The organism is Novosphingobium sp. TCA1 (assembly GCF_009811895.1).
GTDB classification, from domain to species: Bacteria; Pseudomonadota; Alphaproteobacteria; order Sphingomonadales; family Sphingomonadaceae; genus Novosphingobium; species Novosphingobium panipatense_A.
The window spans coordinates 410,786-432,537 of the sequence record NZ_BLJH01000001.1 but is presented as its reverse complement, the minus strand read 5'-3'; the positions used below and the strand labels follow the sequence as shown (position 1 = coordinate 432,537).

The window sequence follows — 21,752 nt, the reverse complement described above, 5'->3', positions numbered from 1 at the left end:
GTCTTGGCGCCGCCTTAGGCTTCCGAATTGTGAGATAACATTGCCATTGCTTGTCTGTATGTTGCGTTTTTCGCAGCACGCGGTTCGAAGCGGGGCGCGTTTTTCAGCCCAGCTTCGCAGGGAGCGCGAAAAGATCGATAAAGCGCCGGGCCAGCGCCTCGTCCCCCTCCACCGAGAGCCTGCCGCCCGCCTCTTCCACCGAGCGCTTGCCGTAGAACACCGGCAGATAATCCGTGGCCGTTTCGGCCGAGAAGCGCAGGTCGGCGCCGGGAAGCGCCTCTCCGGCGGACTCGATCTTCAACCCGTCCCGATCCAGTCGGCCCACGAACCGCGCCTCTCCCACGTCGAACACCACGCGGAGCGCCAGGTCGCCGATCCTGTCGGGCATCAGCATCGTGCGCAGGGAGAGCATGAAGGCCACCGGCGTCAGCGGCAGCAGGGGATCGTGGCCCGGCGAGCGCACCGCCCAGCGGCCCAGTTCCTGCATGACCGGCTCCAGCGCCAGCCCCCATTCGGTGAGCGCATAGGCCTGCACCGAAGCGGGCGGCGGCAGGGTGAGGCGGCGCACGATGCCGCTGGCTTCCAGACTGCCGAGGCGCTCGGTCAGCACTTTGGCGCTGAGGCCGGGCAGTGCGCCGCGCAGGCCGTTGAAGCGGCGCGGCCCCAGCATCATCTCGCGCACGATCGGCAGGGTCCAGCGCTCACCGACAAGCTCCATCGCGAAAGCCGCGCCGCAGGCATCGCGATACCAGCGGCCATGGCTGGCGGCCGGACTGCCTTCTGGCAACGGATGCCCCGTCCGCGCCCCCGCGTCCACAGCAGTTTCCTTTTTCAACTTCATGGTTGCTTTTTGTAACCTAAAAGGTCAGGCTCCGGCAATAAAGAATCGCGCCGTTCAAAACGGGCCGTCACAATCACTGGAGAGATGCCGATGCCTTGCAGCGAATCCGCCTCCACGTTGATCACCGCCTATGCCGACGTGCCCGCCTTCGCGCGCGGTCAAGTGCGCGACTTGCGCATCCGATGGGCGCTGGAGGAACTGGGCCGGGACTATCGGACGGAACTCCTCGACGTCTATCACCCGCGCCCGGATGCCTACCGGGAATGGCAGCCCTTCGCGCAAGTGCCCGCCTTCGACGACGGCGCCCAGCGCCTGTTCGAAAGCGGCGCGATCCTGCTCTATCTCGGCGAGCAGGACGAACGGCTGCTCCCGGCCGATCCCGCCACACGCTGGCAGGCTATTACCTGGCTTTTCGCAGCACTGAACAGCGTGGAGCCGTTCGTGGCGCAAATCGGCGCGCTGGATATCTTCCATGCCGGCAAGAGCTGGGCCGCAGAGGCGCGGCCGAGCGCGCTGAAACTGCTCGAATCCCGCCTCGCCGCCACCCAGGACGCGCTGGGGGAACGCGACTGGCTGGCGGGAACCTTCTCCGTGGCCGATATCGTCATGGTCACCGTGCTGCGCATCATCGACCATGCGCCCATCCTCGAAGCCTATCCCACGCTCACCGCCTACAAGGCGCGCGGGGAAGACCGTCCGGCCTTTCGCCGGGCGCTTGCCGAACAACTCGAAAGCTACGCCTCTCCCGCCCAATCTGGAGAATAGCCATGCCCTACGTCGATGGTTTCGTGCTTGCCGTCCCTGCCGCCAACAAGGACAAGTTCATCGCCCACGCCCGCGAGATGGACGAATACTTCATCGAATACGGCGCCACGCGCGTCGTCGAATGCTGGGGGGACGACGTCCAGCACGGGAAGCAGACGGACTTCTTCCGCTCGGTAGAAGCGAAGGAAGACGAAGTGGTCTGCTTCAGCTGGATCGAATGGCCCGACAAGGCCACGCGCGACCGGCAGATGGGCCTGCTCATGGAGCTGATGAAGAACGACCCGCGCTTCGATCCCGCCAATAACCCGCCGCCCTTCGACGGCATGCGGATGATCTACGGCGGCTTCGAATCCGTTCTGGAACTGGGAGAATAGCCATGGGCAATCCCGTCGGCAGCTTCATCTGGTACGAACTGCTCACCAGCGACATCGCAGGCGCCGCCGCCTTCTACCGCGAGGTCGTGGGCTGGACGATCGCCACTCATGCCGATCCCGACGCCGGGGGCATGGACTATCGCATGATCGTCCGCAACGACGGCGGCATGGCGGGCGGCGCCATGCAGATCACCGGGGAGATGGCAGAGGGCGGTGCAAGACCGATCTGGCTGCCTTACTTCTACGTGGAGGACGTGGACGGCGAAGTGGAGGCCATCGTCTCCGAAGGCGGCAAAGTGCAGATGCCCGCCATGGACCTGCCCGTCGGCCGCATCGCCATGGTGGCGGACCCGCAGGGCGTACCGATCTACCTGATGAAGCCTATCCCGCCCGCGGACCAGCCGGATGCCTTCAGCGACGTGTTCTCCGTGTCCGAGAACCAGCACGTGCGCTGGAACGAGCTGGCCAGCCCCGATCAGGCAGGCTCCATGGCCTTCTACGGCAAGCACTTCGGCTTCACTTTCGACGAGAAGATGTCGATGGGCGAGATGGGCGACTACTGCTTCATCGGCCACCACGGCCAGACACTCGGCGCGATCATGCAGCAGCAGGAGGAAAGCCAGCCCTCCGTCTGGATGTTCTACTTCGGCGTCCCCTCGATCGCAGAGGCGAAGAAGGCGATCGAGGCGAATGGCGGGCAAGTGCTGATGGGCCCGCACGAGGTTCCCGGCGGTGACTGGATCGTGGTCGCGCTGGATCCGCAAGGCGCGGGCTTCGGCCTCGTCGGCCCCAAGGGAGACTGAGCTGCGACATCCCTGCAAAGGCCATTGACGGCGGCGCGATGTTCCTTGATTGTTCCGCCTCATCGAAGATGACGGAGTAGCGAAGATGGCCGACTACACCTTCTACACCAATCCGATGTCGCGCGGGCAGATCGCCCGCTGGGCGCTTCATGAAGCCGGGGCAGACTACAGCCAGGTCCTGGTCGACTGGAAGGACAAGCCCGCAGGCTTCCTTGCCGTCAACCCGATGGGCAAGGTGCCCACCATCGTCCACCATGCCGAGGGTGGCGACCGCGTCGTCACCGAGGCGGCGGCCATCTGCCTCTACCTTGCCGAAATGCACCCCGAGGCGGGCCTGCTGCCCAGCGACGGGGAGATGGCGGACTACTACCGCTGGACCTTCTTCGCCTCCGGCCCCGTCGAACAGGCGATCACCTCGCGCCATTTCAAGTGCGAGCCTTCGCCCGACCAGGAAATGATGGCGGGCTGGGGCAATTTCGAGCGCACGATGAACGCGCTGGAGAGCCATTTCGAAAACGCGGATTATGTCTGCGGCAGCCGCTTCACGATGGCCGACGTCTACGTCGGCAGCGCGGTGGACTGGGGATTGACGTTCGGAACGATGCCCCCTCGCCCCGCCTTCGTCGCCTATGCCGAGCGTCTCCAGGCCCGCGACGCCTACAAGGCCGCCAAGGCCGTGGACAATACCCTGATCGGGGAGATGAAGAAATGAGCGCTGAAGCAGCGGCGAAGAACCGCGTCTGCCTCTGGTACGACGGCACCGCCGAGGAAGCCGCCCGGTTCTACGCCACCGTCTTTCCCGACACCCATGTCAGCCGCGTGGTCCAGTCGCCCACCGACTACCCGGACGGCAAGGCGGGGGACGTGATCACCGTGGAATTCTCGGTCATGGGAATCGCCTGCATCGGCCTCAACGGCGGCCCCACTTTCCCGCAGACCGAGGCGTTCTCGTTCCAGGTCGAGACTCTCACCCAGGAAGAGACCGATCGCTACTGGAACGCCATCGTCGGCAACGGCGGCGCGGAAAGCATGTGCGGCTGGTGCAAGGACAAGTGGGGCCTTTCCTGGCAGATCACGCCCAAGGTCCTCAGCGATGCCCTGACCCACCCCGACCGCGCCGCGGCCAAACGGGCGATGGAAGCGATGATGACCATGCGCAAGATCGACGTTGCCGCGATCGAGGCCGCGCTCGCCGGGGCACAGGCGTGAACCCGGAGCCGAGCCTCGAACTGTTCGGCCATCCCTTCTCGTCCTATACCTGGAAGGCGCTGATCCCGCTCTACGCCTATGAAGTGCCCTTCGCCTTCCGGGTCGTCGACCCGGAGCATCCCCAGCACACCGAAGTCGTGCAGATGGCCGGGCCGCTCGGCAAGTTCCCGGTCCTGCGCGACGGCGAGAACCTGCTGTTCGAGGCGACCACGATCATCGAATACCTCGATCGCCACCATGTCGCCCCCGGCATTCTGATCCCTGAAGACCCCGACGCGGCCGTGGCGATCCGCATGCTCGACCGGGTCTTCGACAACTACGTCATGAACGTCATGCAGATCGTGGTGAACGAATATATCCGCGACGGCGCCAACCCGGACCAGACCCGCTGCGCCGAGGCGCGCGCGCAGTTGGACCGGGTCTATGCCTGGCTGGAAGGCTGGCTGAAGTTCTATCCGCAGATGGACCAGATCTCGCTGATCGAATGCGCCGCGGCGCCTTCGCTGTTCTATGCCGACTGGGTTCACCCGATCCAGGAAGACCGCCCGCGCCTGCGCGCCTGGCGCGCGCATCTGCTGGCCCTGCCCCCCATCTCGCGCTGCGTGGAGGATGCCCGCCCGTTCCGGTCCTACTTCCCGCTTGGGGCACCTGATCGGGATTGAAACTTGCGGGATTGAGAACAGCGCAATCAAGGAGAGACCTATGAGCGACACGGACAACGAACTCTCGATCACCCGCTATATCGATGCGCCGCCCGCGTTGGTCTGGGACGTCATGGCCAATCGCCAGGAGGAATGGTGGTGCCCCCGCCCCTGGCGCGTCGAGATCGACGAGCAGGACCGCCGCCCCGGCGGCGTGTGCCGCATGACCATGTACGGCCCCGACGGCGAAGTCGCCCCGCAGGACGGCATCTACCTCGCCTACGATGAAGGCAGGCGCTACGCCTCGACTGACGCCGTGACCCGCGACTTGCGCCCCTCCGGGCCCTTCATGATCGGCATCTGGGAAATCGCCCCCGAAGGCAGCGGCACCCGCTACACCGCCATCGCCCGCCACTGGACCGCCGAAACGATGAAGCAGCACGAGGAAATGGGCTTCACCGATGGCTGGGGCGCCTGCGCGGACCAGCTCGCGGAAATCTGCGAGCGGGAGAAAGTCTGAGCGGCAGTTCTGCGCTGCGCCTAGTTTGTCGGTTTTTAAGGAAAATGATTCGCGAGAAGGCGCGGATACGCAACACCTTTGCGCCTCCGCACCTTCGCGCGAACCTCTTTGTTTCTTCTCTCATGCAATGCCGACTTCGCCCGCATTGCAGATCGTCGCTGCAATGGCAGCTCATGGCCAACTTCGGACGTACTATCAGCGATTATCGTTTTCCGTAGCCAAGGTCTTCATTTTGCATCGCCAATCAGCGATTGTCGGGCTGCCCCAGCCAGTTCGCAGTTCCTTTTAAATATCCGACACTCCCGCTCCATCTGTTCGACAATTTTCATTTGCTCTTGGATTACGTAGGGATCGTGTCGAATATCCGGCGACCACATGTTCCTTCCAGGAAGTGCGGGATTGGGCCGCCGTGCTTCTTGATGACTTGGAGGACTGACTGGAGCTGACCTCGGAATTATCATTCCAATCCCAATACCGGCAATTAGGAATATAGTCGCAATTACAACTGTTCTCTTACGATAACGAGGCGGCATGGAAAAATCCCGAGACGTGTAGTTCCATTTAAAGTAACCCCAGACATCCGTGCGAGACATTAAAAGCCATCCCCCTGAACTACCTGACACTACTTGTTATTTGTATAAATCCCGCATTTCCTACTCGCCACCCAGAACTTGTTTCAGGGTCCATCTCGCCGAAATCCTGTCGCCATGTTTGACAAACCAAGGCGCAGCTTGCCTTACAAGGCTTCGGCCTGAGCGGCGAGATGGATCCTGAAACAAGTTCAGGATGACGAGGTGAGGAAACGAGAAGGCTGCTCACCCGCAATTCAAGCCTGAGCGTTGTGCAGCGCCGCTCACCGGAAGCTGACTAATCACCTCGAAAAGCTCAAATCGAAAAGCTGCCCTCCCCACCCGCTCAGGCTGAGCTTGTCGAAGCCCCCTGATGCGTGGCGCGAGGCCTCCCATCCTTCGACAGGCTCAGGATGAGCGGGGGTGGGTTGGGTCACGTCCGTCAATGTGGTGTAATTTCGGTGCTGGCCATCGGGCTGCATTTTCAGGCGGCCTTGGGTGTAATCTGTAGCGGCTGAACCTCCTCGGTTATGGGTGTGGCAAGGGCGGCCATGCCCTCGATCTGCATGTAGCGGTGCTGGAGCTGGTATTCATCGTTCTGCTCGAGCAGGACGGCACCGACGAGGCGGATGATGCTGTCCTCGTTCGGGAAGATGCCGACAACATCGGCGCGGCGCTTCACTTCCTTGTTCAGGCGTTCCAGCGGGTTGGTGCTGTGAAGCTTGACCCGGTGCTGCTCGGGGAAGGTCATGTAGGCGAGCACGTCGTGCTCGGCATCGTCCATGCAGGCGCCGAGCTTGGGCCATCTGGCGCGCAATTGATCGGCGACCTGACGCCAGACCTGAGTTGCGGCCGCATGATCGGGCTGGAGGAAGACTTGGCGGATCGCAGCAGCAACAACCGTGTTTTGGCCCTTGGGCACGTAGGCGAGCGCGTTCCTCATGAAGTGGACGCGGCAGCGCTGCCAGGTGGCGCTGAGCACGCGGGTGATCGCTGCCTTGAGGCCCTCGTGGGCATCGGAGATGACCAGCTTCACGCCGGTCAGGCCGCGGCGGGAGAGGTCCTTGAGGAAGCTCGACCAGAAGGGCTCGGCTTCGGAAGGGCCGATGTGCAGGCCGACGATCTCGCGCTTGCCCTCAGTGTTGACGGCGACGGCGATTATCGCGGCGACACTGACGATCCGTCCCCCCTCGCGCACCTTGAGGTAGGTGGCATCTAGCCAGAGGTAGGGCCAGTCACCGGCGAGCGGGCGCTTGAGGAAGGCATGGACGCGCTCGTCGATGTCTTTGCACAGCTTTGACACGGAGGACTTGGATATCCCGGTCATGCCCATCGCCTGCACCAGCTCATCGACGCGCCGGGTGCTGACCCCGGCAATCCACGCCTCCTGGATTACTGCGACCAGCGCCTTCTCAACAGTCTTGCGCGGCTCCAGGAAGCCGGGGAAGTAGGCGCCGGTCCGCAGCTTGGGGATCTTGAGGTTGAGCGTGCCGAGCCGGGTATCGAGACTGCGGTCGCGGTAGCCATTGCGCCAGGTCGTGCGTTCGCCCGATCGTTCATGGCGGCCAGCGCCGACCAGGCCGTCGACATCGGCCTCCATAATGATCTGCAATACGCTCTCGGCGATCGTACGCAGGAAATCTCCATCTCCGGTCTTCGCCATCAGTTCGGCAAGCGGTAGTCTGTCGTCGGTCATCGGGATCAACTCCTCGGTGGGCGTGTGAAGTGTGGTAACTCCACCTTACCGATGAGCCCGGTGGCCACCGAGTTCGAAATCGCATGGGGTTGGGCATGCCCAACCCCATGCGATCACCTCAATCTACACCGGAAATTACACCACGAGCGCGGACGCTAACGTGGGTTGGGAGAGATGAGCCGGGTGAGCCGGGAGAAATGCCTGCCTCGCACTCCAAGCTTACCCGTTACCTTGCTGCCTCGAATTCGATCCCAGCCCAGCCCCTAAGCCAGTGCCGGAGACTTGCGCAGAAGCTGATAAGCTTCGACCACGCCCTGAAGGCGGGCGGCGCGGCTGTGGTCGCCGCCGTTGTGGTCGGGGTGGTATTGGCGCAGCAACCGGGTGTAGCGCAGGCGCAGCGTCTTGCCGTCGATGTCGCCTTCCAGCCCCAGCACGCCGAGCGCGCGGCGTTCCTCGGGGTTGAAGCGGGCATTCTCCGGCTTCAGGTCGGCCTGGCGCTGGCGCATATGCGCTCTGGCGCGGCCGCTGATCGCTTCCAGCGGGTCGGCGAAATCGGCCCAGCGCGGGGTGCCGTCCACGCCCGCGTCCGGCCGGAATGCGCGGCTCTGCGCTTCCCAGCCGTGCAGCGGAGACTGGGCGCGGAAGATTTCCTCCGCGCTCATGCCGTCGAAGTAGTCGTATCCCGAATTGAATTCGCGAACGTGGTCGAGGCAGAACCAGCGGTAATCCCCCGGACCGTCGAAACCGGGCAGGCGCGCGCCCGGTGCGCGAAACTCGCCCGCCTCTTCGCAACCCGGCCAGTTGCACATGCGACCGCCGGATTCGACCCTGCCATGAAATCTAGATTGTCTCACCGGCTTCCAGATGGGGGATCGAGCGCCTAAATGGAAGACATGACCGGATCGATCGAACAGGAAATGCGGCAGCTTCTCGAAGCCGCCTTCGCCCCCACCCGTCTTGACGTCATCAATGATTCCGCCAGCCACGCGGGCCATATGGGCGACGACGGCACGGGCGAATCGCACTTCACCATCGCAATCGAAAGCCCCGCCTTCGCGGGCGTTTCCCGCCTGCAGCGCCAGCGCCAGGTCAATGCCGCGCTGGGCGACATTCCCGGCCAGCGCGTCCACGCCATCGCCATCAAGGCCCGCGCGCCCGGAGAGTAGTGCCGGGGGAGCGACTTATCCCCGGTTGCCCTTTTAGCAATGCGCGCCTAAATGCGCGCACCATGCCGACAACCCTTACATTCGCCGTGCCCAAGGGCCGAATCCTCGACGAAGCGCTGCCGCTGATGGCGCGTGCAGGCGTGGTGCCCGAGGCGGAGTTCCACGACAAGAAGTCTCGCGCGCTCTCTTTTGCCTGCGAGAACAGCCAGATGCGCCTGATCCGCGTGCGCGCTTTCGACGTGGCGACGTTTGTGGCGCATGGCGCGGCGCAAGTGGGCATCGTCGGTTCGGACGTGGTGGAAGAGTTCGCCTACCCTGACCTCTACGCCCCGGTCGACCTCGATATCGGCCACTGCCGCCTGTCGGTTGCCGAGCGTGAGGGGGAAGTCGGCGGCGCCCTGCCGTCGCACTTGCGGGTGGCCAGCAAGTATCCCAACCTCACGCGCAAGCACTACGAGAAGCTGGGCGTGCAGGCCGAAGTGGTGAAGCTGAACGGCGCGATGGAACTGGCGCCGTCGCTCGGCCTGTCGAGCCGCATCGTCGATCTCGTCTCCACGGGCCGCACGCTCAAGGAAAACGGCCTCGTCGAAACGAGCCGCATTCTCGACATTTCCGCGCGCCTGATCGTCAACCGCGCTGCCCTGAAGACCGACGAGCGCGTCGCCGCGCTGGTCGATGCCTTCCGCGCGCTGGTGGCCGAACGGAAGGCCGCCGCCTGATGCAACGCCTCTTCAGCAAGGATGCCGGGTTCGCAGAGGCCTTCCAGCGCGTCGTCGCCGACCGCCGCGAGAGCGCGACGGACGTGGCGCGCGACGTGGCCGATATCCTCGCCGCCGTGCGCGAGCGGGGCGATACGGCGCTGGCCGACTACACCGCCCGTTTCGACGGCCACGATCTCGACCAGACCGGCTGGCGCATCGACGCAGAGACCTGCCGCGCCGCTTTCGAGGCCCTGTCGCCCGAACTTCGCAGCGCCCTCGAACTCGCGGCGGAGCGCATCCGCGCCTATCACGCCGCGCAGCTGCCCGAAAACCGCGACTATACCGATGCGGCGGGCGTGCGCCTCGGCGCGGTGTGGCGCCCGGTAGACGCTGCCGGCCTCTACGTACCGGGCGGCCGCGCGGCCTATCCCTCGTCGATGCTGATGAACGCGATCCCCGCCAAAGTCGCGGGTGTCGAGCGTCTCGTCGTCGTCACGCCGACCCCCAAGGGCGAAGTCAATGCGCTCGTCCTCGCCGCTGCGCACCTTGCCGGTGTCGATGAAGTCTGGCGCGTGGGCGGTGCCCATGCCGTGGGCGCGCTGGCCTATGGCACCGACAGGATCGCGCCCGTCGACGTGATCACCGGCCCCGGCAATGCCTGGGTGGCCGAAGCCAAGCGCCAGCTCTACGGCGTCGTCGGCATCGACATGGTGGCAGGCCCGAGCGAAATCCTCGTGATCGCGGACGCGAAGAACGAACCGCGCCGCATCGCTGCGGACCTGTTGAGCCAGGCCGAGCACGATCCCACCTCGCAGTCGATCCTCATCACCGACGATGCCGCCTATGCCGATGCCGTGGCCGAGGCGGTGGAGATCGAACTCTCCGCCCTCGCCACCGAGGCGACCGCGCGCCAGTCGTGGAACGACTACGGCGTGATCGTCGTGGTCGAAAGCTTCGACGAGGCTCCGGCGCTGGCCGATGCCCTCGCCGCCGAACATGTCGAGATCGCCACCGACGATCCCGAAAGCCTGTTCCGCCAGATCCGCCATGCCGGATCGGTGTTCCTGGGCCGCATGACCCCCGAAGCGGTCGGCGATTACGTCGCCGGTCCCAACCACGTGCTGCCCACCGGGCGCCGCGCGCGGTTCGCCTCGGGGCTTTCCGTTCTCGATTTCATGAAGCGCACCAGCTTCATCCAGCTCGACCAGGCGGCGCTTGAGGCCATCGGCCCCGCCGCCGTTGCCCTTGCCGATGCCGAAGGGCTTCCCGCGCACGCGCGCTCCATTTCCGTGAGACTTTCCCGATGAGCAACTCCAAGCCGAATTCCAAGCAGGCCCGCTCCGCCGCGCGCCTTGCCGCCGTCCAGGCCCTCTATCAGTTCGAGATGGAAGGCACCCAGCAGGCCATCCTGCTCGACGAATTCCACCGCCACCGGCTCGGCGCGGAAATCGACGAGGACCAGTACGCCAATGCCGAAGTCGCCTTCTTCGACGACGTGGTGAAGGGCGTGATCGCCCGCCGCGACGAGATCGACGAACTGCTCTCCGGCAAGCTGGCCGAAGGCTGGTCGCTTGCCCGTCTCGACAAGACCATGCTGCAGATCCTGCGCGCCGGCACTTACGAACTGCTGGCCCGCGCCGACGTGCCGACCGGCGCGGCGATCGGCGAATATCTCGACGTCGCCCACGCCTTCTTCGACGCGCGCGAAGCGAAGTTCGTCAACGGCGTGCTCGATGCGGTGGCCAAGGCAGTACGCTGATTTTTTGCGCAGCATTACTGCGTTCACACCTGATCTCGACAATGGGCCCCGCGGGGCCCATTGTCATGTCATGAGCCGCGAATTCGCCTTCATCGACGCCTTGCGCGCCATTGCCGTCAGCCCCGCCGCACGCGGCCTGGCGGACGACGCCGCCGTGCTAGAATTCGGGGGCGAGAAGCTGGTGCTGACGATGGACACGCTGGTGGAGGGCGTCCATTTCCTGCCCGACGATCCGCCCGAGGACGTCGCCTGGAAACTCGTCGCCGTGAATGCCTCCGACCTTGCCGCCAAGGGCGCCGAGCCGCTCGGCTGCCTCAAGTCCCACGCCCTGGGCGAAGAGGAATGGGACCGCGCCTTCCTCGCCGGGCTGGAACTGGCCTGCCGCCATTTTCACCTGCCGCTGCTGGGCGGAGACACCGTGCGCATGCCGCAAGGTTCGGCGCGCAGCTTCTCGCTGACGGCCCTCGGCCGCGGCCCCGAGGACTGCCCGGTCCCCTCGCGCAGCGGCGCCCAGAACGGCGATCTCGTCTGGGTGAGCGGCACGCTCGGCGATTCCGGCCTCGGCCTGGAACTGCTGACTTCCGGCCGCAAGGTGCAGACCCCGGAAGCCGCCTGGCTGTCCGACCGCTACCGCCGCCCGATGCCCGAACCGGCGCTGGGCGTGGCGCTCGCTCCGCTGGCGACGGCGATGATGGACGTGTCCGACGGCCTCCTGGTCGATGCGCGGCGCATGGCCGAGGCCAGCGGCATCTCCATCGCCATCACCGCCGAGCATGTCCCGCTCTCCCGCGCCTTCGTCGCCACGCTCGGCGACGATCTCGACAAGCGCATTTCGGCCATGACCGCGGGCGACGACTACGTCCTGTTGTTCACCGCCCCCCCCGTGAACAGCGCCTACGTCCGCGCCGCCGCGAAGGCGCTCGGTACCGGCGTCCATGCCGTCGGCACGGTGACGGAAGGCAGCGGCATCGCCCTGGAGTGGAAGGGCGCGCCTGTTCCGTTGCCGGAGAGGCTGGGGTATCAGCACTGAGGGCGACGTTGCGGATAGAAGGGAAGAGTGGTGCGCGCGGAGGCGCAAAGAGCCCGTTCGTGCTGCAAGGCCTCGCTCATTTCCAGCGCCGCGATTTCCGCAAGGTAGTTCACTGCGACCTGCAACACCTCCGCGCCTTTGCGCAAACCACTCTTCCCATTCTTCCCCCTCATCCCCGCTCAGGCTGAGCTTGTCGAAGCCCCCTGCGGCAAGGCGCTACGGCGTTCGAGGTCATCAGCATTGGCCGGCGTAGCAAGTACCATTCCGGCGACGGAGGATTTGGGAATGGGACGCCATCGGACTATTGGTCTGGCGTTGCGGGCGGGCTTCGACAGGCTCAGCCTGAGCGGGGTGGGGTTAAGTGGAACGGCCCCGTGAACCTTGGGGATAGTCCTCACAGCCACTTCATGCGGCAAGAATATCTAACGCGGAGGACGGATCAGAGCGGCGACAGCTTCCCCTCCTTCACCGACATAGAACGAATAGTTCTGGCGTCCCGCCGACACCACATCCATCTTCTCTGAAATATAGCCACGGGGCGGCGGTTCCGGCATCCGGTCATTTCCCGCTGCACGATCAAAGGGACACGTTCGAGAAATCGCGTCGTTGAGGCGTTTCCCGCTCGCATCATCGAGAACCCATTCCGCTCGCTGCACAGGGGTGAATGGGGCACCTTCCACGGCGATCCGCCGGCGACCGACTGCTGTTCCGCGCCACTGTCCATCGGGGGAACGAGCCACGATAATGCTGTACTCCTCCGTAGACAGATGCCCGCCTTTTCCGTGAAGCATTACCATCTGCCGCTCTTCAGGCATTGGCTCGTTGAGCGCTTGTCGCAGTTTCTTGTGCTCTTCGATATCGGACGTTGTCGGTCGCAGGTTATCGGAGGCTACCGGCACGCAGAGCGGCGGCGTTGTCGGTGGACCAGCAGAGCCGGCAGCGGCGGCGAGTACCAGCAATGTCATCATGGGTGGATGATGCTTGCTCCGGTCACGCACATCAACATCTATGTCCGCGATCCTGCTGTTCAAGCCGCAGGGTCCGCTCAACCGCCTTTCACGGCCTCCAAGCGCTCAGCCTGAGCCTGTCGAAGGCCCCGAGGCGTGGCGCTACGGGCAGGCTGGCTAATGCCCTGGCGTTGCGGGCGGGCTTCGACAAGCTCAGCCTGAGCGGGGTGGGGTTCCTGAGTGGGGTGGAGTTGAGGCCCGGTGGCGGTTGATCCGCAATCAACCCGGCGGCGTCACCCTGAACTTGTATGGCTGCACTGGCCTTCGGCTCAGGGTCCATCCCGCAGGAAGCCCGGTCGCTGCGTTCACCAACCGAGGGACCAGCTTGCTGTATCACGCTCGACTTGAGCGGCACAATGGATCCTGAACCAGGTTCAGGATGACGCGGAAGGGCATGATCGAACGGCTCGACACGCATCGCCCCATCGCGGGAAAATCGCCCGCAAACGAAGTCGCTTGCCAGTAATCGCGCTTGTCTATAGCCCTTTACCTTCAGAACGGGAGAACCCGTCAATACATCGTTGGGAAAAAGGGGGCGTTTTGTGAATCCAGTCACGATCGCAATTGTCCTGGGGCTTCTGGCCATTCTCTATGGCTTCGTCACCAGCCGCCAGGTGCTCGGCTCTCCGGCCGGGAACCAGAAGATGCAAGACATCGCAGCCGCCATTCAGGAAGGCGCGCAGGCCTACCTCAGGCGCCAGTATTCCACGATCGCCATCGTCGGCATCGTCGTGGCGCTGATCATCGTCGTCACGCTGGGGACGGTTTCGGCCATAGGCTTCATCATCGGCGCGATCCTGTCGGGCGTGGCGGGGTTCATCGGCATGAACATCTCGGTGCGCTCGAACGTGCGCACCGCGGCCGCCGCGCAGACCGGGTTGCAGCCGGGCCTGACGCTGGCCTTCCGCGCGGGTGCCATCACCGGCATGCTGGTGGCGGGGCTGGCGCTGCTCGCCATCGCGGTGTTCTACTGGTATCTGACCGGCCCGGGCGGGCATGACGTCGGCGGAGAGGACCGCACCGTGGTCCAGGGCCTCACCGCCCTCGCCTTCGGCGCTTCCCTGATCTCGATCTTCGCGCGCCTCGGCGGCGGCATCTTCACCAAGGCGGCCGACGTCAGCGCAGATCTGGTGGGCAAGGTAGAGGCGGGCATTCCCGAGGACGACCCGCGCAATCCCGCCGTCATCGCCGACAATGTGGGCGACAACGTGGGCGACTGCGCCGGCATGGCCGCCGACCTGTTCGAGACATACGTGGTCACCGTGGGCGCGACGATGGTGCTGACCGCCCTCCTGATGAAGGGCATCGACAATTTCGAAGGCCTGATGGCGCTACCGCTGCTGATCGGCGGCGTCTGCATCGTCACCTCGATCGTCGGCACCTATTTCGTGCGGCTCGGCGGATCGCAGAACATCATGGGGGCCATGTACAAGGGCTTCCTGGTCACTGCCGTGCTTTCGATCCCGGCAATCTGGTGGGCGATCGACTTCTCCCTCGGCGGCATCAATGCCATGATCGGCGAGACCGGCTTCACCGGCCGCACGCTGTTCTATTGCGCGCTGCTCGGCCTGGTCATCACCGGCCTGATCATCTGGATCACCGAGTACTACACCGGCACCGGCTACCGCCCGGTGCGCTCGATCGCCAAAGCCTCGGAAACCGGCCACGGCACCAATGTGATCCAGGGCCTTGCGATCAGCCTCGAAGCCACAGCGCTGCCGACGCTGGTGATCGTGGCGGGCATCGTCATCGCCTATCAGCTCGCCGGACTGCTCGGCATCGCCTATGCGGCCACTGCGATGCTGGCCCTGGCAGGCATGGTCGTCGCGCTCGATGCCTATGGCCCCGTCACCGACAATGCCGGCGGCATTGCCGAAATGGCAGGCCTCGACGATGCCGTGCGCGAGAAGACCGACGCGCTCGACGCCGTGGGCAATACCACCAAGGCCGTTACCAAGGGCTATGCCATCGGCTCGGCGGGCCTCGCCGCGCTGGTGCTCTTCGCGGCCTATACCACCGATCTCAAGGAGTTCTTCCCCGGCCTCTCGGTCGATTTCAGCCTGGAGAACCCCTACGTCATCGTCGGCCTGCTGCTCGGCGCGCTGCTGCCCTACCTGTTCGGGGCCATGGGCATGACTGCCGTGGGCCGCGCGGCGGGCGACGTGGTCAAGGACGTGCGTGAGCAGTTCAAGGCCAATCCCGGCATCATGATTTACGAGACCAAGCCGGACTATGCGCGGACCGTGGACCTCGTGACCAAGGCCGCGATCAAGGAGATGATCGTGCCTTCGCTGCTGCCGGTGCTGGCGCCGATCGTTGTCTATTTCGTGATCTCCGCCGTCGCGGGCACGGAGAACGGCTTCGCGGCGCTGGGCGCGCTGCTCTTGGGCGTGATCGTGGGCGGGCTGTTCGTGGCGCTGTCGATGACCTCGGGCGGCGGCGCCTGGGACAATGCCAAAAAGTACATCGAGGACGGCCACCACGGCGGCAAGGGATCGGAAGCCCACAAGGCCGCCGTGACCGGCGACACCGTGGGCGATCCCTACAAGGACACGGCCGGTCCTGCGGTGAACCCGATGATCAAGATCACCAATATCGTCGCCCTGCTGCTCCTCGCTGCACTGGCGGCGGGTTGATCCGGTTCGACGGTTAGAGCCCCGGCGGAGCGATCCGCCGGGGCTTTTCCCTGCCCGCGTTAGCACTTCCTTGAGGGCGACGCGCTAGAACGCCCGCGAGGATAAGCAGGCGAGACCATGTTCGACCCAGAGGCCCATTCGGTTCGCGAAGAGACCGCCTCGGCGGCCCCTTCGCTGCACTGCGCGCCATGGCGGACGCTGGAAACCGACGTTCCCGTATGGGACCGTCTCGCCCTCGACGCCGGAGAGCCCAATCCCTTCTTCGAAAGCTGGTATCTCCTGCCCTCGCTGCGCCGCCTTCCGCAGACCGATGCCGTCATGATCCTGCGCTTCGAGATGGGCGGACAGCTTGCCGGGCTGCTCCCGGTCCTGCGCAGCCCGCGCTATTACCGCTGGCCGGTGCCCCATCTGGCAAGCTGGCTGCACGACAACTGCTTCTGCGGCGCTCCGCTTGTCCGGCGCGGCGCCGAAGACCTGTTCTGGCGAGCCGTGCTGGACTGGGCCGACCGGGCGGCGCAACGGGCACTGTTCCTGCACCTCCGGGCCATCCCCCTCGAAGGCCCGCTCCATGCCGCGCTTTCGCGGGTTCTGGCCGAGCAGCGACGCCACTGCGAAGTGGTCCTGCGCGAGGACCGCGCCCTGCTCGCCTCCGACCATTCGCCCGATGCCTATCTGGAGGCCTCGCTCTCGGGCAAGAAGCGCAAGGAACTGCGCCGTCAGGCCAGCCGTCTTGCCGAAGCCGGAACCCTCGCAGTGGAGCGACGCGAGGACGGGGAGGACCTTGCCACCTGGTGCGACGCCTTTCTCGCGCTCGAAGCCTCCGGCTGGAAGGGCAAGGCAGGCTCCGCGCTCGCCAACCATGCCGCCACCGACAGCCTCTTTCGCGACAGCCTGCAAGGCGCCGCCGCGCGCGGGCGCCTCGAACGCCTCTCGCTCACGCTGGACGGGCGCCCGATCGCCATGCTCGCCAGCTTTCTCACCCCGCCCGGCGCCTATTCCTTCAAGACCGCCTTCGACGAGCGCTATTCCCGCTTCTCCCCCGGCGTCCTGCTCCAGCGCGAAAACCTGCAAATTCTCGAACGGGCAGACATCGCCTGGACCGACAGCTGCGCGGCCGCCGACCATCCGATGATCGACCATATCTGGCGCGAACGCCGCGCGATGGCACGGCTCTCGATCGCCATCGGCGGCCCGATCCGCCGCCGCCTGTTCCGCCATTTCGTCCGCGCGGAAACCGCGCGCAGCCCCGCAGGAGGGAGCCTGTGAACCTGTTCTCGAAATCCCCGAGCGCCGCCGTCTTCCCCGAAGAAACCCGCGCCCGCTTTGCCGCGAACTACCCCGAAGTGCCGCACAAGCTGACCCACGCCCTCGGTGACCATCCGCTTATGTCACTGGAAGCGCTGGCCGCCCTCGCGGAATCGCTGCCCGCCGCTTCGGTCGAGTACAATTTCGGAAACCAGCCCCTCGGCGTGGACGGCAAGCCCGCGCCCACCGGCATCCCCATCGGCCGCACCATCCGCGAAATCGAGACGACCAATTCCTGGGCCGTCATCAAGAACATCGAACAGCACCCGGATTACGCCCGCCTGCTCGGCGAACTTCTGGACGAACTGCGCCCGGCGATCGAGGCCAGGACCGGCCGCATGATGAAGCTCCAGGCCTTCGCCTTCATCACTTCCGCAGGCGGCGTCACCCCCTACCACTTCGATCCCGAGCACAATATCCTGCTGCAACTGCGCGGCGCCAAGGTCATGACCCAGTTCCCCGCAGGCGATCCCCGCTTCGCACCGGACCAGGTCCACGAAACCTACCACACCGGCGGCGGCCGCGAACTCCGCTGGCACGACGACCTGCTCCCCGGCGGCACCGAAGTCGCGCTCTCGCCCGGCGAGGCCGTCTACGTGCCGGTCATGGCACCCCATTTCGTGCGCAATGGCACCGCACCCTCGGTCTCGCTGTCGATCACCTGGCGCTCGGAATGGAGCTTCGCCGAAGCGGACGCGCGGGCGTTCAACGGATGGCTGCGGGGGCTGGGGCTGAAGCCGCGCCGAACAGGGCGGTGGCCTGCGCGGAACCGGGGGAAGGCTCTGGCCTGGCGGGTGCTTCGCAGGTTTGGGAAGTAAGGGAGAAGCAGGGGCCATCGCCCCTGCACCCCTTTAACGTCTAGGTCACGCGGACCAACGCCGTTGCGCGCCCATGGCTGCGTCGGGAGACTTATTGGCTGCGCCGCAAAGAGCGCACAACGGATAGGTGGCGCGCGAGGTAGCCATTCCGAAGGTCCGGGGGATCTCCTGAGCTTGTCGAAGGGCCCCGGAATCTTCCTCTTTTACTTCGCCTTCTTGACCCAAGCCGCAACCTCGACCCGCTGCCGCGGACGATTGGCCAAACGCTCCTTCAGCCCGGTCACAGCCTGCACCACCGGCTTAGCCTCGTCGGCCGGAAGCGTCGCGGCATAGGCCTCGATCTTGCCGACCATCTCGGGGTTCGTGCTCGATGCGACGATGCGTGCGAAGAAGCGCGCGCGGCCCGAGTGTTCGATCAGCCCGTCGATCGCCGCCTGATGTTCGCGGACGAAATCGAAGGTCATCTCCGGGTGGGCACGGCCGACCGTGGTGATGATCTGCGAGGCGCTGGTGGCGTCCGGCGTGCCCGAGATCGCGAGCGCGAGGGCGTCCTTCGCAATCGCCTCGTCCCGCACCATGCCGAGGTCGGTGTAGTAGAGCTGGCGTTCGACGAAGCTGGTCGCCTTGGCGGCCTGCTGGCGCAGCAGCTCCCAGTCGGCGCGGGTCGCGTTGGTGGCGGCGACGCCGAGCCAGGTGCCCTTGAGCGGCCCGTCGAGCGACTTGGGATCGGCGGCGAGGCCCTGGAGGCGGCGGCGCGCTTCATCCACGACGCGCTTGTCGCCGATGGAGCCGAGCGTATCGATCAACTGCGCGCGCAGCTTGGTATCGGTCAGCGGCTCACCCGCCACCGGATCGAAGCCGAGCGTGTCGAGGCGCGGGGCCCAGGTCTTGGAGATACGCGCCGCGACCTTGGCCTTTACCTTGGCGTCGTCGAGCAGGCCGTAGACGCCTTCCCACTGGCCGACGACCTTGCCCGCCAGCGTCGCATCGGCAGTGCCGGGGACCGAGGCCAGCAGGCGCAGACCCGCCGACATGTCCTGATAACCGGCCAGCGACAGCGAGAGGTTGTCGCGCAGCAGGCCGTACTGGTCGATCGGCGCCAGCGAACCGAAGGCGGACACCAGCGCATCGAGCGCCTTGCCGTCATAGAGCGTGCGATAATAGCCAAGCTGGCCCGCGTTCACGAGCACGGCATCGCAGCTGTCGACGGTCAGGCTCTCGGTCCGTGCGGTCATCAGGTGGCGCATGGGTTCGCCGTTACCGGCGCGGATCAGCAGCGGCATCGGCCAGGTCGGCTTTTCGCCGTCCCGCGTCGAGGGATCGAGCGAAAATGCGTCCTGCGTCAGGTCGAGGCGGGTCTTGCCGTCGGCGCAGGCCGAGACGTTCACGCGCAGCAACGGCACGCCCGGCGTATGGGTGAAGGCCTCGGCGATCAGGTCCACGTCCTTGCCGCCCGCCGATTCCATCGCCGCCCAGAGGTCGCGGCTGCTGGTGTTCGAAAAGGCGTGGCTCCGCATGTAGGTCTGCATGCCCGCGCGCCAGGTATCGGCGCTGACGTAGTCCTCCAGCATCGAGATGACCGCCTGCCCCTTCTGGTAGGTGATCGAATCGAAGGCCTGTTCCATCTCGGAAACGGTGCGGACCTTCTGCACCACCGGGTGCGTGGTCGGCAGCGCGTCCAGCGCCATGGCGCCTTCGCGGCCGTCGATGCCGTTCAGCTTCCAGTTCCATTCCGGGTTGAAGTGATCGGTGACCTTGTCGGCCATCCAGCTGGCGAAACCCTCGTTCAGCCAGATGTCATCCCACCAGGCCATCGTCACCAGATCGCCGAACCACTGGTGCGCGGTTTCGTGCGCCTGAACGCTGTAGATGCTCTGCTTGCCCGAGGGGCTGGTCACGGCGGGATCGAGCAGCAGGATACGCTCGAAGGTCATGATCGCGCCCCAGTTCTCCATCGCGCCGAAGAATTGCGACGAGCCGGGCGCGGCGATGTTGTCGAGCTTGGGAAGCGGGAACTTCACGCCGAAATAGTCGTCGAACCAGGGCAGGATCTGGGCGAGGCCGTCGCGGGCATAGTCCGCCTTCGCGCCGCTGCCGGTGGGCGAGACGATGCCCACTTCGACGCCGTCCGCCGCTTTCTTGGCGCTGCGCTCGAAATCGCCCATGCCGAAGAACAGCAGGTAGGAACTCATCTTCGGCGTCGTGGCGAAGACCACGCGCTTGAGGCCGCCGGGAAGCATTTCCTGGCCCTTCACCGGCATGTTGCTCACGGCCATGCGATCGGCGGGGACGACGGCGGTAAGGTCGAAGGTCGCCTTGTAGCTCGGCTCGTCGAAGCTCGGGACGAAGCGGCGGGCATCGGGCGCCTCGAACTGGGTGAAGATGCCACGCACATCCTTTCCAGTGCGCTTGTCGGGATAGTCGAGCGCGAAGAGGCCCGAGGGCTGCGTGCCGATCTTGCCGCCGTAGTTCACCTCAAGCCGGTACTTGCCCGGCGCGATCGGCTTTCCGGCGGCGAAGCGCAGGGTCTGCGCCTTGTCGTCGGCCGTGGTCTGAAGCGCGACCTGCGTGCCGTTCGCGGCGACCAGCCTGGCCGCCGAGACGGTCAGTCCGTTGCCGTGCAGGGTCAGCGCGTCGCTGGCGGTGAAGACGGTGAGGTCGATCGAAACCGTGCCGGTGAAGGTCAGCTTCTGGGCATCGGGGGTCACTTCGATGCGGTAATGCGTGGGCCGGGCATTGCGCGGCAGGTCGCTGGGCACGGTCTCGGCCAGCGGCACCGGCTCTCCCGAGGCGGCGGGCGGCACGGAAGCAGCGAAGGCGTGCGAGGAGAAGGCCGCGGAAACGGCAAAGGCAATCACGGCACCGGCCGTGGTGAGGTTACGCAGGGTAAAACGCATGGTCAGGAAGGCTCCGAAAGACCGATCAGCAAATAGGCAGAACGACGGCTTTCGCGCGGCGATGCGCGCGCTGGATGTGCGCGTAGTAGCGTTAAGCGCTCAGGACCACCACCCGCCGTAATGCTGTTCGTCGAGCAGAGTCGGTCGTTCGTATCGAACCAGGGGCCTCTGCGAACGCTTGCTGCCCCGTCAGCTACGCCGTGCCAAAATCATCGCAGTGTCTGTTCCGCCATGGTCTTCGAAACGTACCAGCATCTTGGCAAAGCCGCATTCGTGGAATCGGCGAAGCACAACATCAAGCGAATATTCATTCATCTGCATTGCTGGCGCATCGACCGCCTTGCCGCGCAGCAGGTTCATCAGCGCTTGCCCGCCGGGTACGCGGTGGCGTAGTCGATAAAGCAGTTCATGCCGCCAGCCGTGCCGACGCCGGATCGAAAACTGGATCAGGCAGCCACCGCCTGGGGCGACGCTTTCAAGCAACCGGTTCAACACCTTCAGCCCACGCTTGACCGGGATGTGCTGCAACACGATGAAACTGTTCACGAAATCGAACTGCCCCTCCGCCCGGGACAGGGCATCATCCGACAGCAGGTAGTTGATCCGGCGGCCGACACTGTTGCGGCGCGCCTCCTCCAACATGGCTGGGGAGATGTCGAGGCCGACTACCGATTCGAAATGGTCGGTCAGCGGAAGCGTCAATCGTCCAACCCCGCAGCCGAAATCGAGCGCCCGCCCGCGCGGTAAAGCACCAAAGTGCATCTCTATTTGTGCAAGCCAGTGCCGAATGAAGACTTCGCCGGTTTCGAAGAAAGTTCTGCGATTATGCTCTATGCTACCATCGCGGAAGCGCGGATCGGTAAGCACTGCATAATAAGGATCCCGCTCACCCCAAAGGCGCCAATTGCTATCACTGTTAGCCATACAGCAGACCTAGCAGCGATTCATCCAATTGGCAAAACTGCGCTTCCGATTTTTCGGAATTTAATCCGAGATTTACGGTCCAACCGGAAGG

Annotated in this window: 21 protein-coding genes; 15 read left to right on the top strand and 6 right to left on the bottom strand. The window is 65.1% G+C overall.

The genetic code is table 11. The features are described from left to right. Nucleotides 1–103: 103 nt before the first annotated feature. The gene (locus NTCA1_RS02030; protein ID WP_306439266.1) at nt 104–787 is read right to left on the bottom strand and encodes a helix-turn-helix domain-containing protein; all 684 of its coding nucleotides are present in this window, start codon (nt 785–787) and stop codon (nt 104–106) included. A 144-nt stretch (nt 788–931) separates the two neighbouring features. Here NTCA1_RS02030 and NTCA1_RS02025 point away from each other — a divergent pair, with 144 nt between their 5' ends. The 7 genes from NTCA1_RS02025 to NTCA1_RS01995 all read left to right on the top strand — a co-directional run bounded on the left by NTCA1_RS02025 (nt 932) and on the right by NTCA1_RS01995 (nt 5,153). Further along, a complete protein-coding gene (locus NTCA1_RS02025; protein WP_086490504.1) occupies nt 932–1,606 on the top strand; it encodes a glutathione S-transferase family protein in 675 nt (224 codons plus the stop codon). Between the two features lie 2 nt (nt 1,607–1,608). Then, nucleotides 1,609–1,980 carry a DUF1428 domain-containing protein gene (locus NTCA1_RS02020; protein ID WP_086490414.1) on the top strand — a complete coding sequence of 124 codons (372 nt, stop codon included), beginning with the start codon at nt 1,609–1,611 and terminating at the stop codon, nt 1,978–1,980. Nucleotides 1,981–1,982: 2 nt separating this feature from the next. After that, entirely contained in the window at nt 1,983–2,783 is an 801-nt protein-coding gene (locus tag NTCA1_RS02015; RefSeq protein ID WP_159827773.1) for a VOC family protein, read from the top strand. A gap of 85 nt (nt 2,784–2,868) precedes the next feature. Beyond that, a complete protein-coding gene (locus NTCA1_RS02010) occupies nt 2,869–3,495 on the top strand; it encodes a glutathione S-transferase family protein (protein WP_159827770.1) in 627 nt (208 codons plus the stop codon). Further along, a complete protein-coding gene (locus tag NTCA1_RS02005; protein WP_159827767.1) occupies nt 3,492–3,992 on the top strand; it encodes a VOC family protein in 501 nt (166 codons plus the stop codon). Before NTCA1_RS02010 ends, NTCA1_RS02005 begins: the two co-directional genes overlap by 4 nt. Continuing rightward, nucleotides 3,989–4,654, top strand: coding sequence for a glutathione S-transferase family protein (locus NTCA1_RS02000; RefSeq protein ID WP_159827762.1), 666 nt, complete (start codon nt 3,989–3,991; stop codon nt 4,652–4,654). Before NTCA1_RS02005 ends, NTCA1_RS02000 begins: the two co-directional genes overlap by 4 nt. Before the next feature lie 40 nt (nt 4,655–4,694). Next, entirely contained in the window at nt 4,695–5,153 is a 459-nt protein-coding gene (locus tag NTCA1_RS01995) for an SRPBCC family protein (protein ID WP_086490418.1), read from the top strand. Nucleotides 5,154–6,206: 1,053 nt separating this feature from the next. Here NTCA1_RS01995 and NTCA1_RS01990 read toward each other — a convergent pair. Together NTCA1_RS01990 and NTCA1_RS01985 are read right to left on the bottom strand one after the other, a co-directional pair. Further along, nucleotides 6,207–7,418: an IS256 family transposase gene (locus NTCA1_RS01990; protein WP_099231114.1), complete on the bottom strand. Its 1,212-nt coding sequence runs from the start codon at nt 7,416–7,418 to the stop codon at nt 6,207–6,209. Nucleotides 7,419–7,681: 263 nt separating this feature from the next. Beyond that, nucleotides 7,682–8,272, bottom strand: a complete 591-nt coding sequence (locus tag NTCA1_RS01985; RefSeq protein ID WP_086490420.1) for a DnaJ domain-containing protein — start codon at nt 8,270–8,272, stop codon at nt 7,682–7,684. A 39-nt stretch (nt 8,273–8,311) separates the two neighbouring features. Between NTCA1_RS01985 and NTCA1_RS01980 the strand changes: the two genes are divergently transcribed. From NTCA1_RS01980 to thiL, 5 genes are all read left to right on the top strand, one after another. Continuing rightward, nucleotides 8,312–8,584 (top strand): BolA family transcriptional regulator, encoded by a 273-nt coding sequence (locus NTCA1_RS01980; protein WP_201282402.1) that lies wholly within the window; start codon nt 8,312–8,314, stop codon nt 8,582–8,584. A gap of 62 nt (nt 8,585–8,646) precedes the next feature. Then, the gene (hisG, locus tag NTCA1_RS01975; protein ID WP_086490422.1) at nt 8,647–9,303 is read left to right on the top strand and encodes an ATP phosphoribosyltransferase; all 657 of its coding nucleotides are present in this window, start codon (nt 8,647–8,649) and stop codon (nt 9,301–9,303) included. After that, on the top strand, nt 9,303–10,592 hold the full coding sequence (gene hisD, locus NTCA1_RS01970; RefSeq protein WP_159827756.1) for a histidinol dehydrogenase: 1,290 nt from the start codon (nt 9,303–9,305) through the stop codon (nt 10,590–10,592). Before hisG ends, hisD begins: the two co-directional genes overlap by 1 nt. Continuing rightward, a complete protein-coding gene (gene nusB / locus NTCA1_RS01965) occupies nt 10,589–11,044 on the top strand; it encodes a transcription antitermination factor NusB (protein WP_159827753.1) in 456 nt (151 codons plus the stop codon). The genes hisD and nusB overlap by 4 nt, the downstream gene beginning before the upstream one ends. A gap of 70 nt (nt 11,045–11,114) precedes the next feature. Then, complete coding sequence (gene thiL / locus NTCA1_RS01960) at nt 11,115–12,074, top strand: thiamine-phosphate kinase (RefSeq protein ID WP_159827750.1); 960 nt, start codon at nt 11,115–11,117, stop codon at nt 12,072–12,074. 422 nt (nt 12,075–12,496) lie between these two features. Here thiL and NTCA1_RS01955 read toward each other — a convergent pair whose 3' ends face one another. Beyond that, a complete protein-coding gene (locus NTCA1_RS01955; RefSeq protein ID WP_159827747.1) occupies nt 12,497–13,105 on the bottom strand; it encodes a hypothetical protein in 609 nt (202 codons plus the stop codon). Between the two features lie 518 nt (nt 13,106–13,623). Between NTCA1_RS01955 and NTCA1_RS01950 the strand changes: the two genes are divergently transcribed. The 3 genes from NTCA1_RS01950 to NTCA1_RS01940 all read left to right on the top strand — a co-directional run bounded on the left by NTCA1_RS01950 (nt 13,624) and on the right by NTCA1_RS01940 (nt 17,840). After that, complete coding sequence (locus NTCA1_RS01950; protein ID WP_159827744.1) at nt 13,624–15,717, top strand: sodium-translocating pyrophosphatase; 2,094 nt, start codon at nt 13,624–13,626, stop codon at nt 15,715–15,717. 117 nt (nt 15,718–15,834) lie between these two features. After that, complete coding sequence (locus NTCA1_RS01945; RefSeq protein ID WP_159827741.1) at nt 15,835–16,983, top strand: GNAT family N-acetyltransferase; 1,149 nt, start codon at nt 15,835–15,837, stop codon at nt 16,981–16,983. After that, on the top strand, nt 16,980–17,840 hold the full coding sequence (locus NTCA1_RS01940) for a transcriptional regulator (protein WP_201282392.1): 861 nt from the start codon (nt 16,980–16,982) through the stop codon (nt 17,838–17,840). Before NTCA1_RS01945 ends, NTCA1_RS01940 begins: the two co-directional genes overlap by 4 nt. Nucleotides 17,841–18,043: 203 nt before the next feature. Here NTCA1_RS01940 and NTCA1_RS01935 read toward each other — a convergent pair whose 3' ends face one another. Both NTCA1_RS01935 and NTCA1_RS01930 read right to left on the bottom strand, forming a co-directional pair. Then, the gene (locus NTCA1_RS01935; protein ID WP_159827738.1) at nt 18,044–20,737 is read right to left on the bottom strand and encodes a M1 family metallopeptidase; all 2,694 of its coding nucleotides are present in this window, start codon (nt 20,735–20,737) and stop codon (nt 18,044–18,046) included. Between the two features lie 189 nt (nt 20,738–20,926). Then, nucleotides 20,927–21,661 carry a bifunctional 2-polyprenyl-6-hydroxyphenol methylase/3-demethylubiquinol 3-O-methyltransferase UbiG gene (locus NTCA1_RS01930; RefSeq protein WP_159827735.1) on the bottom strand — a complete coding sequence of 245 codons (735 nt, stop codon included), beginning with the start codon at nt 21,659–21,661 and terminating at the stop codon, nt 20,927–20,929. Nucleotides 21,662–21,752 lie beyond the last annotated feature (91 nt).

What these genes read in the sequence shown, in the direction of transcription:
- nusB (WP_159827753.1), top strand. Translation starts at nt 10,589, where the DNA reads ATGAGCAACTCCAAGCCGAATTCCAAGCAGGCCCGCTCCGCCGCGCGC.
- NTCA1_RS01990 (WP_099231114.1), bottom strand. Translation starts at nt 7,418, where the DNA reads ATGACCGACGACAGACTACCGCTTGCCGAACTGATGGCGAAGACCGGA.
- NTCA1_RS01930 (WP_159827735.1), bottom strand. Translation starts at nt 21,661, where the DNA reads ATGGCTAACAGTGATAGCAATTGGCGCCTTTGGGGTGAGCGGGATCCT.
- hisG (WP_086490422.1), top strand. Translation starts at nt 8,647, where the DNA reads ATGCCGACAACCCTTACATTCGCCGTGCCCAAGGGCCGAATCCTCGAC.
- NTCA1_RS01935 (WP_159827738.1), bottom strand. Translation starts at nt 20,737, where the DNA reads ATGCGTTTTACCCTGCGTAACCTCACCACGGCCGGTGCCGTGATTGCC.
- thiL (WP_159827750.1), top strand. Translation starts at nt 11,115, where the DNA reads ATGAGCCGCGAATTCGCCTTCATCGACGCCTTGCGCGCCATTGCCGTC.
- NTCA1_RS02020 (WP_086490414.1), top strand. Translation starts at nt 1,609, where the DNA reads ATGCCCTACGTCGATGGTTTCGTGCTTGCCGTCCCTGCCGCCAACAAG.
- NTCA1_RS02025 (WP_086490504.1), top strand. Translation starts at nt 932, where the DNA reads ATGCCTTGCAGCGAATCCGCCTCCACGTTGATCACCGCCTATGCCGAC.
- NTCA1_RS02015 (WP_159827773.1), top strand. Translation starts at nt 1,983, where the DNA reads ATGGGCAATCCCGTCGGCAGCTTCATCTGGTACGAACTGCTCACCAGC.
- hisD (WP_159827756.1), top strand. Translation starts at nt 9,303, where the DNA reads ATGCAACGCCTCTTCAGCAAGGATGCCGGGTTCGCAGAGGCCTTCCAG.
- NTCA1_RS01980 (WP_201282402.1), top strand. Translation starts at nt 8,312, where the DNA reads ATGACCGGATCGATCGAACAGGAAATGCGGCAGCTTCTCGAAGCCGCC.
- NTCA1_RS02005 (WP_159827767.1), top strand. Translation starts at nt 3,492, where the DNA reads ATGAGCGCTGAAGCAGCGGCGAAGAACCGCGTCTGCCTCTGGTACGAC.
- NTCA1_RS01995 (WP_086490418.1), top strand. Translation starts at nt 4,695, where the DNA reads ATGAGCGACACGGACAACGAACTCTCGATCACCCGCTATATCGATGCG.
- NTCA1_RS01945 (WP_159827741.1), top strand. Translation starts at nt 15,835, where the DNA reads ATGTTCGACCCAGAGGCCCATTCGGTTCGCGAAGAGACCGCCTCGGCG.
- NTCA1_RS02010 (WP_159827770.1), top strand. Translation starts at nt 2,869, where the DNA reads ATGGCCGACTACACCTTCTACACCAATCCGATGTCGCGCGGGCAGATC.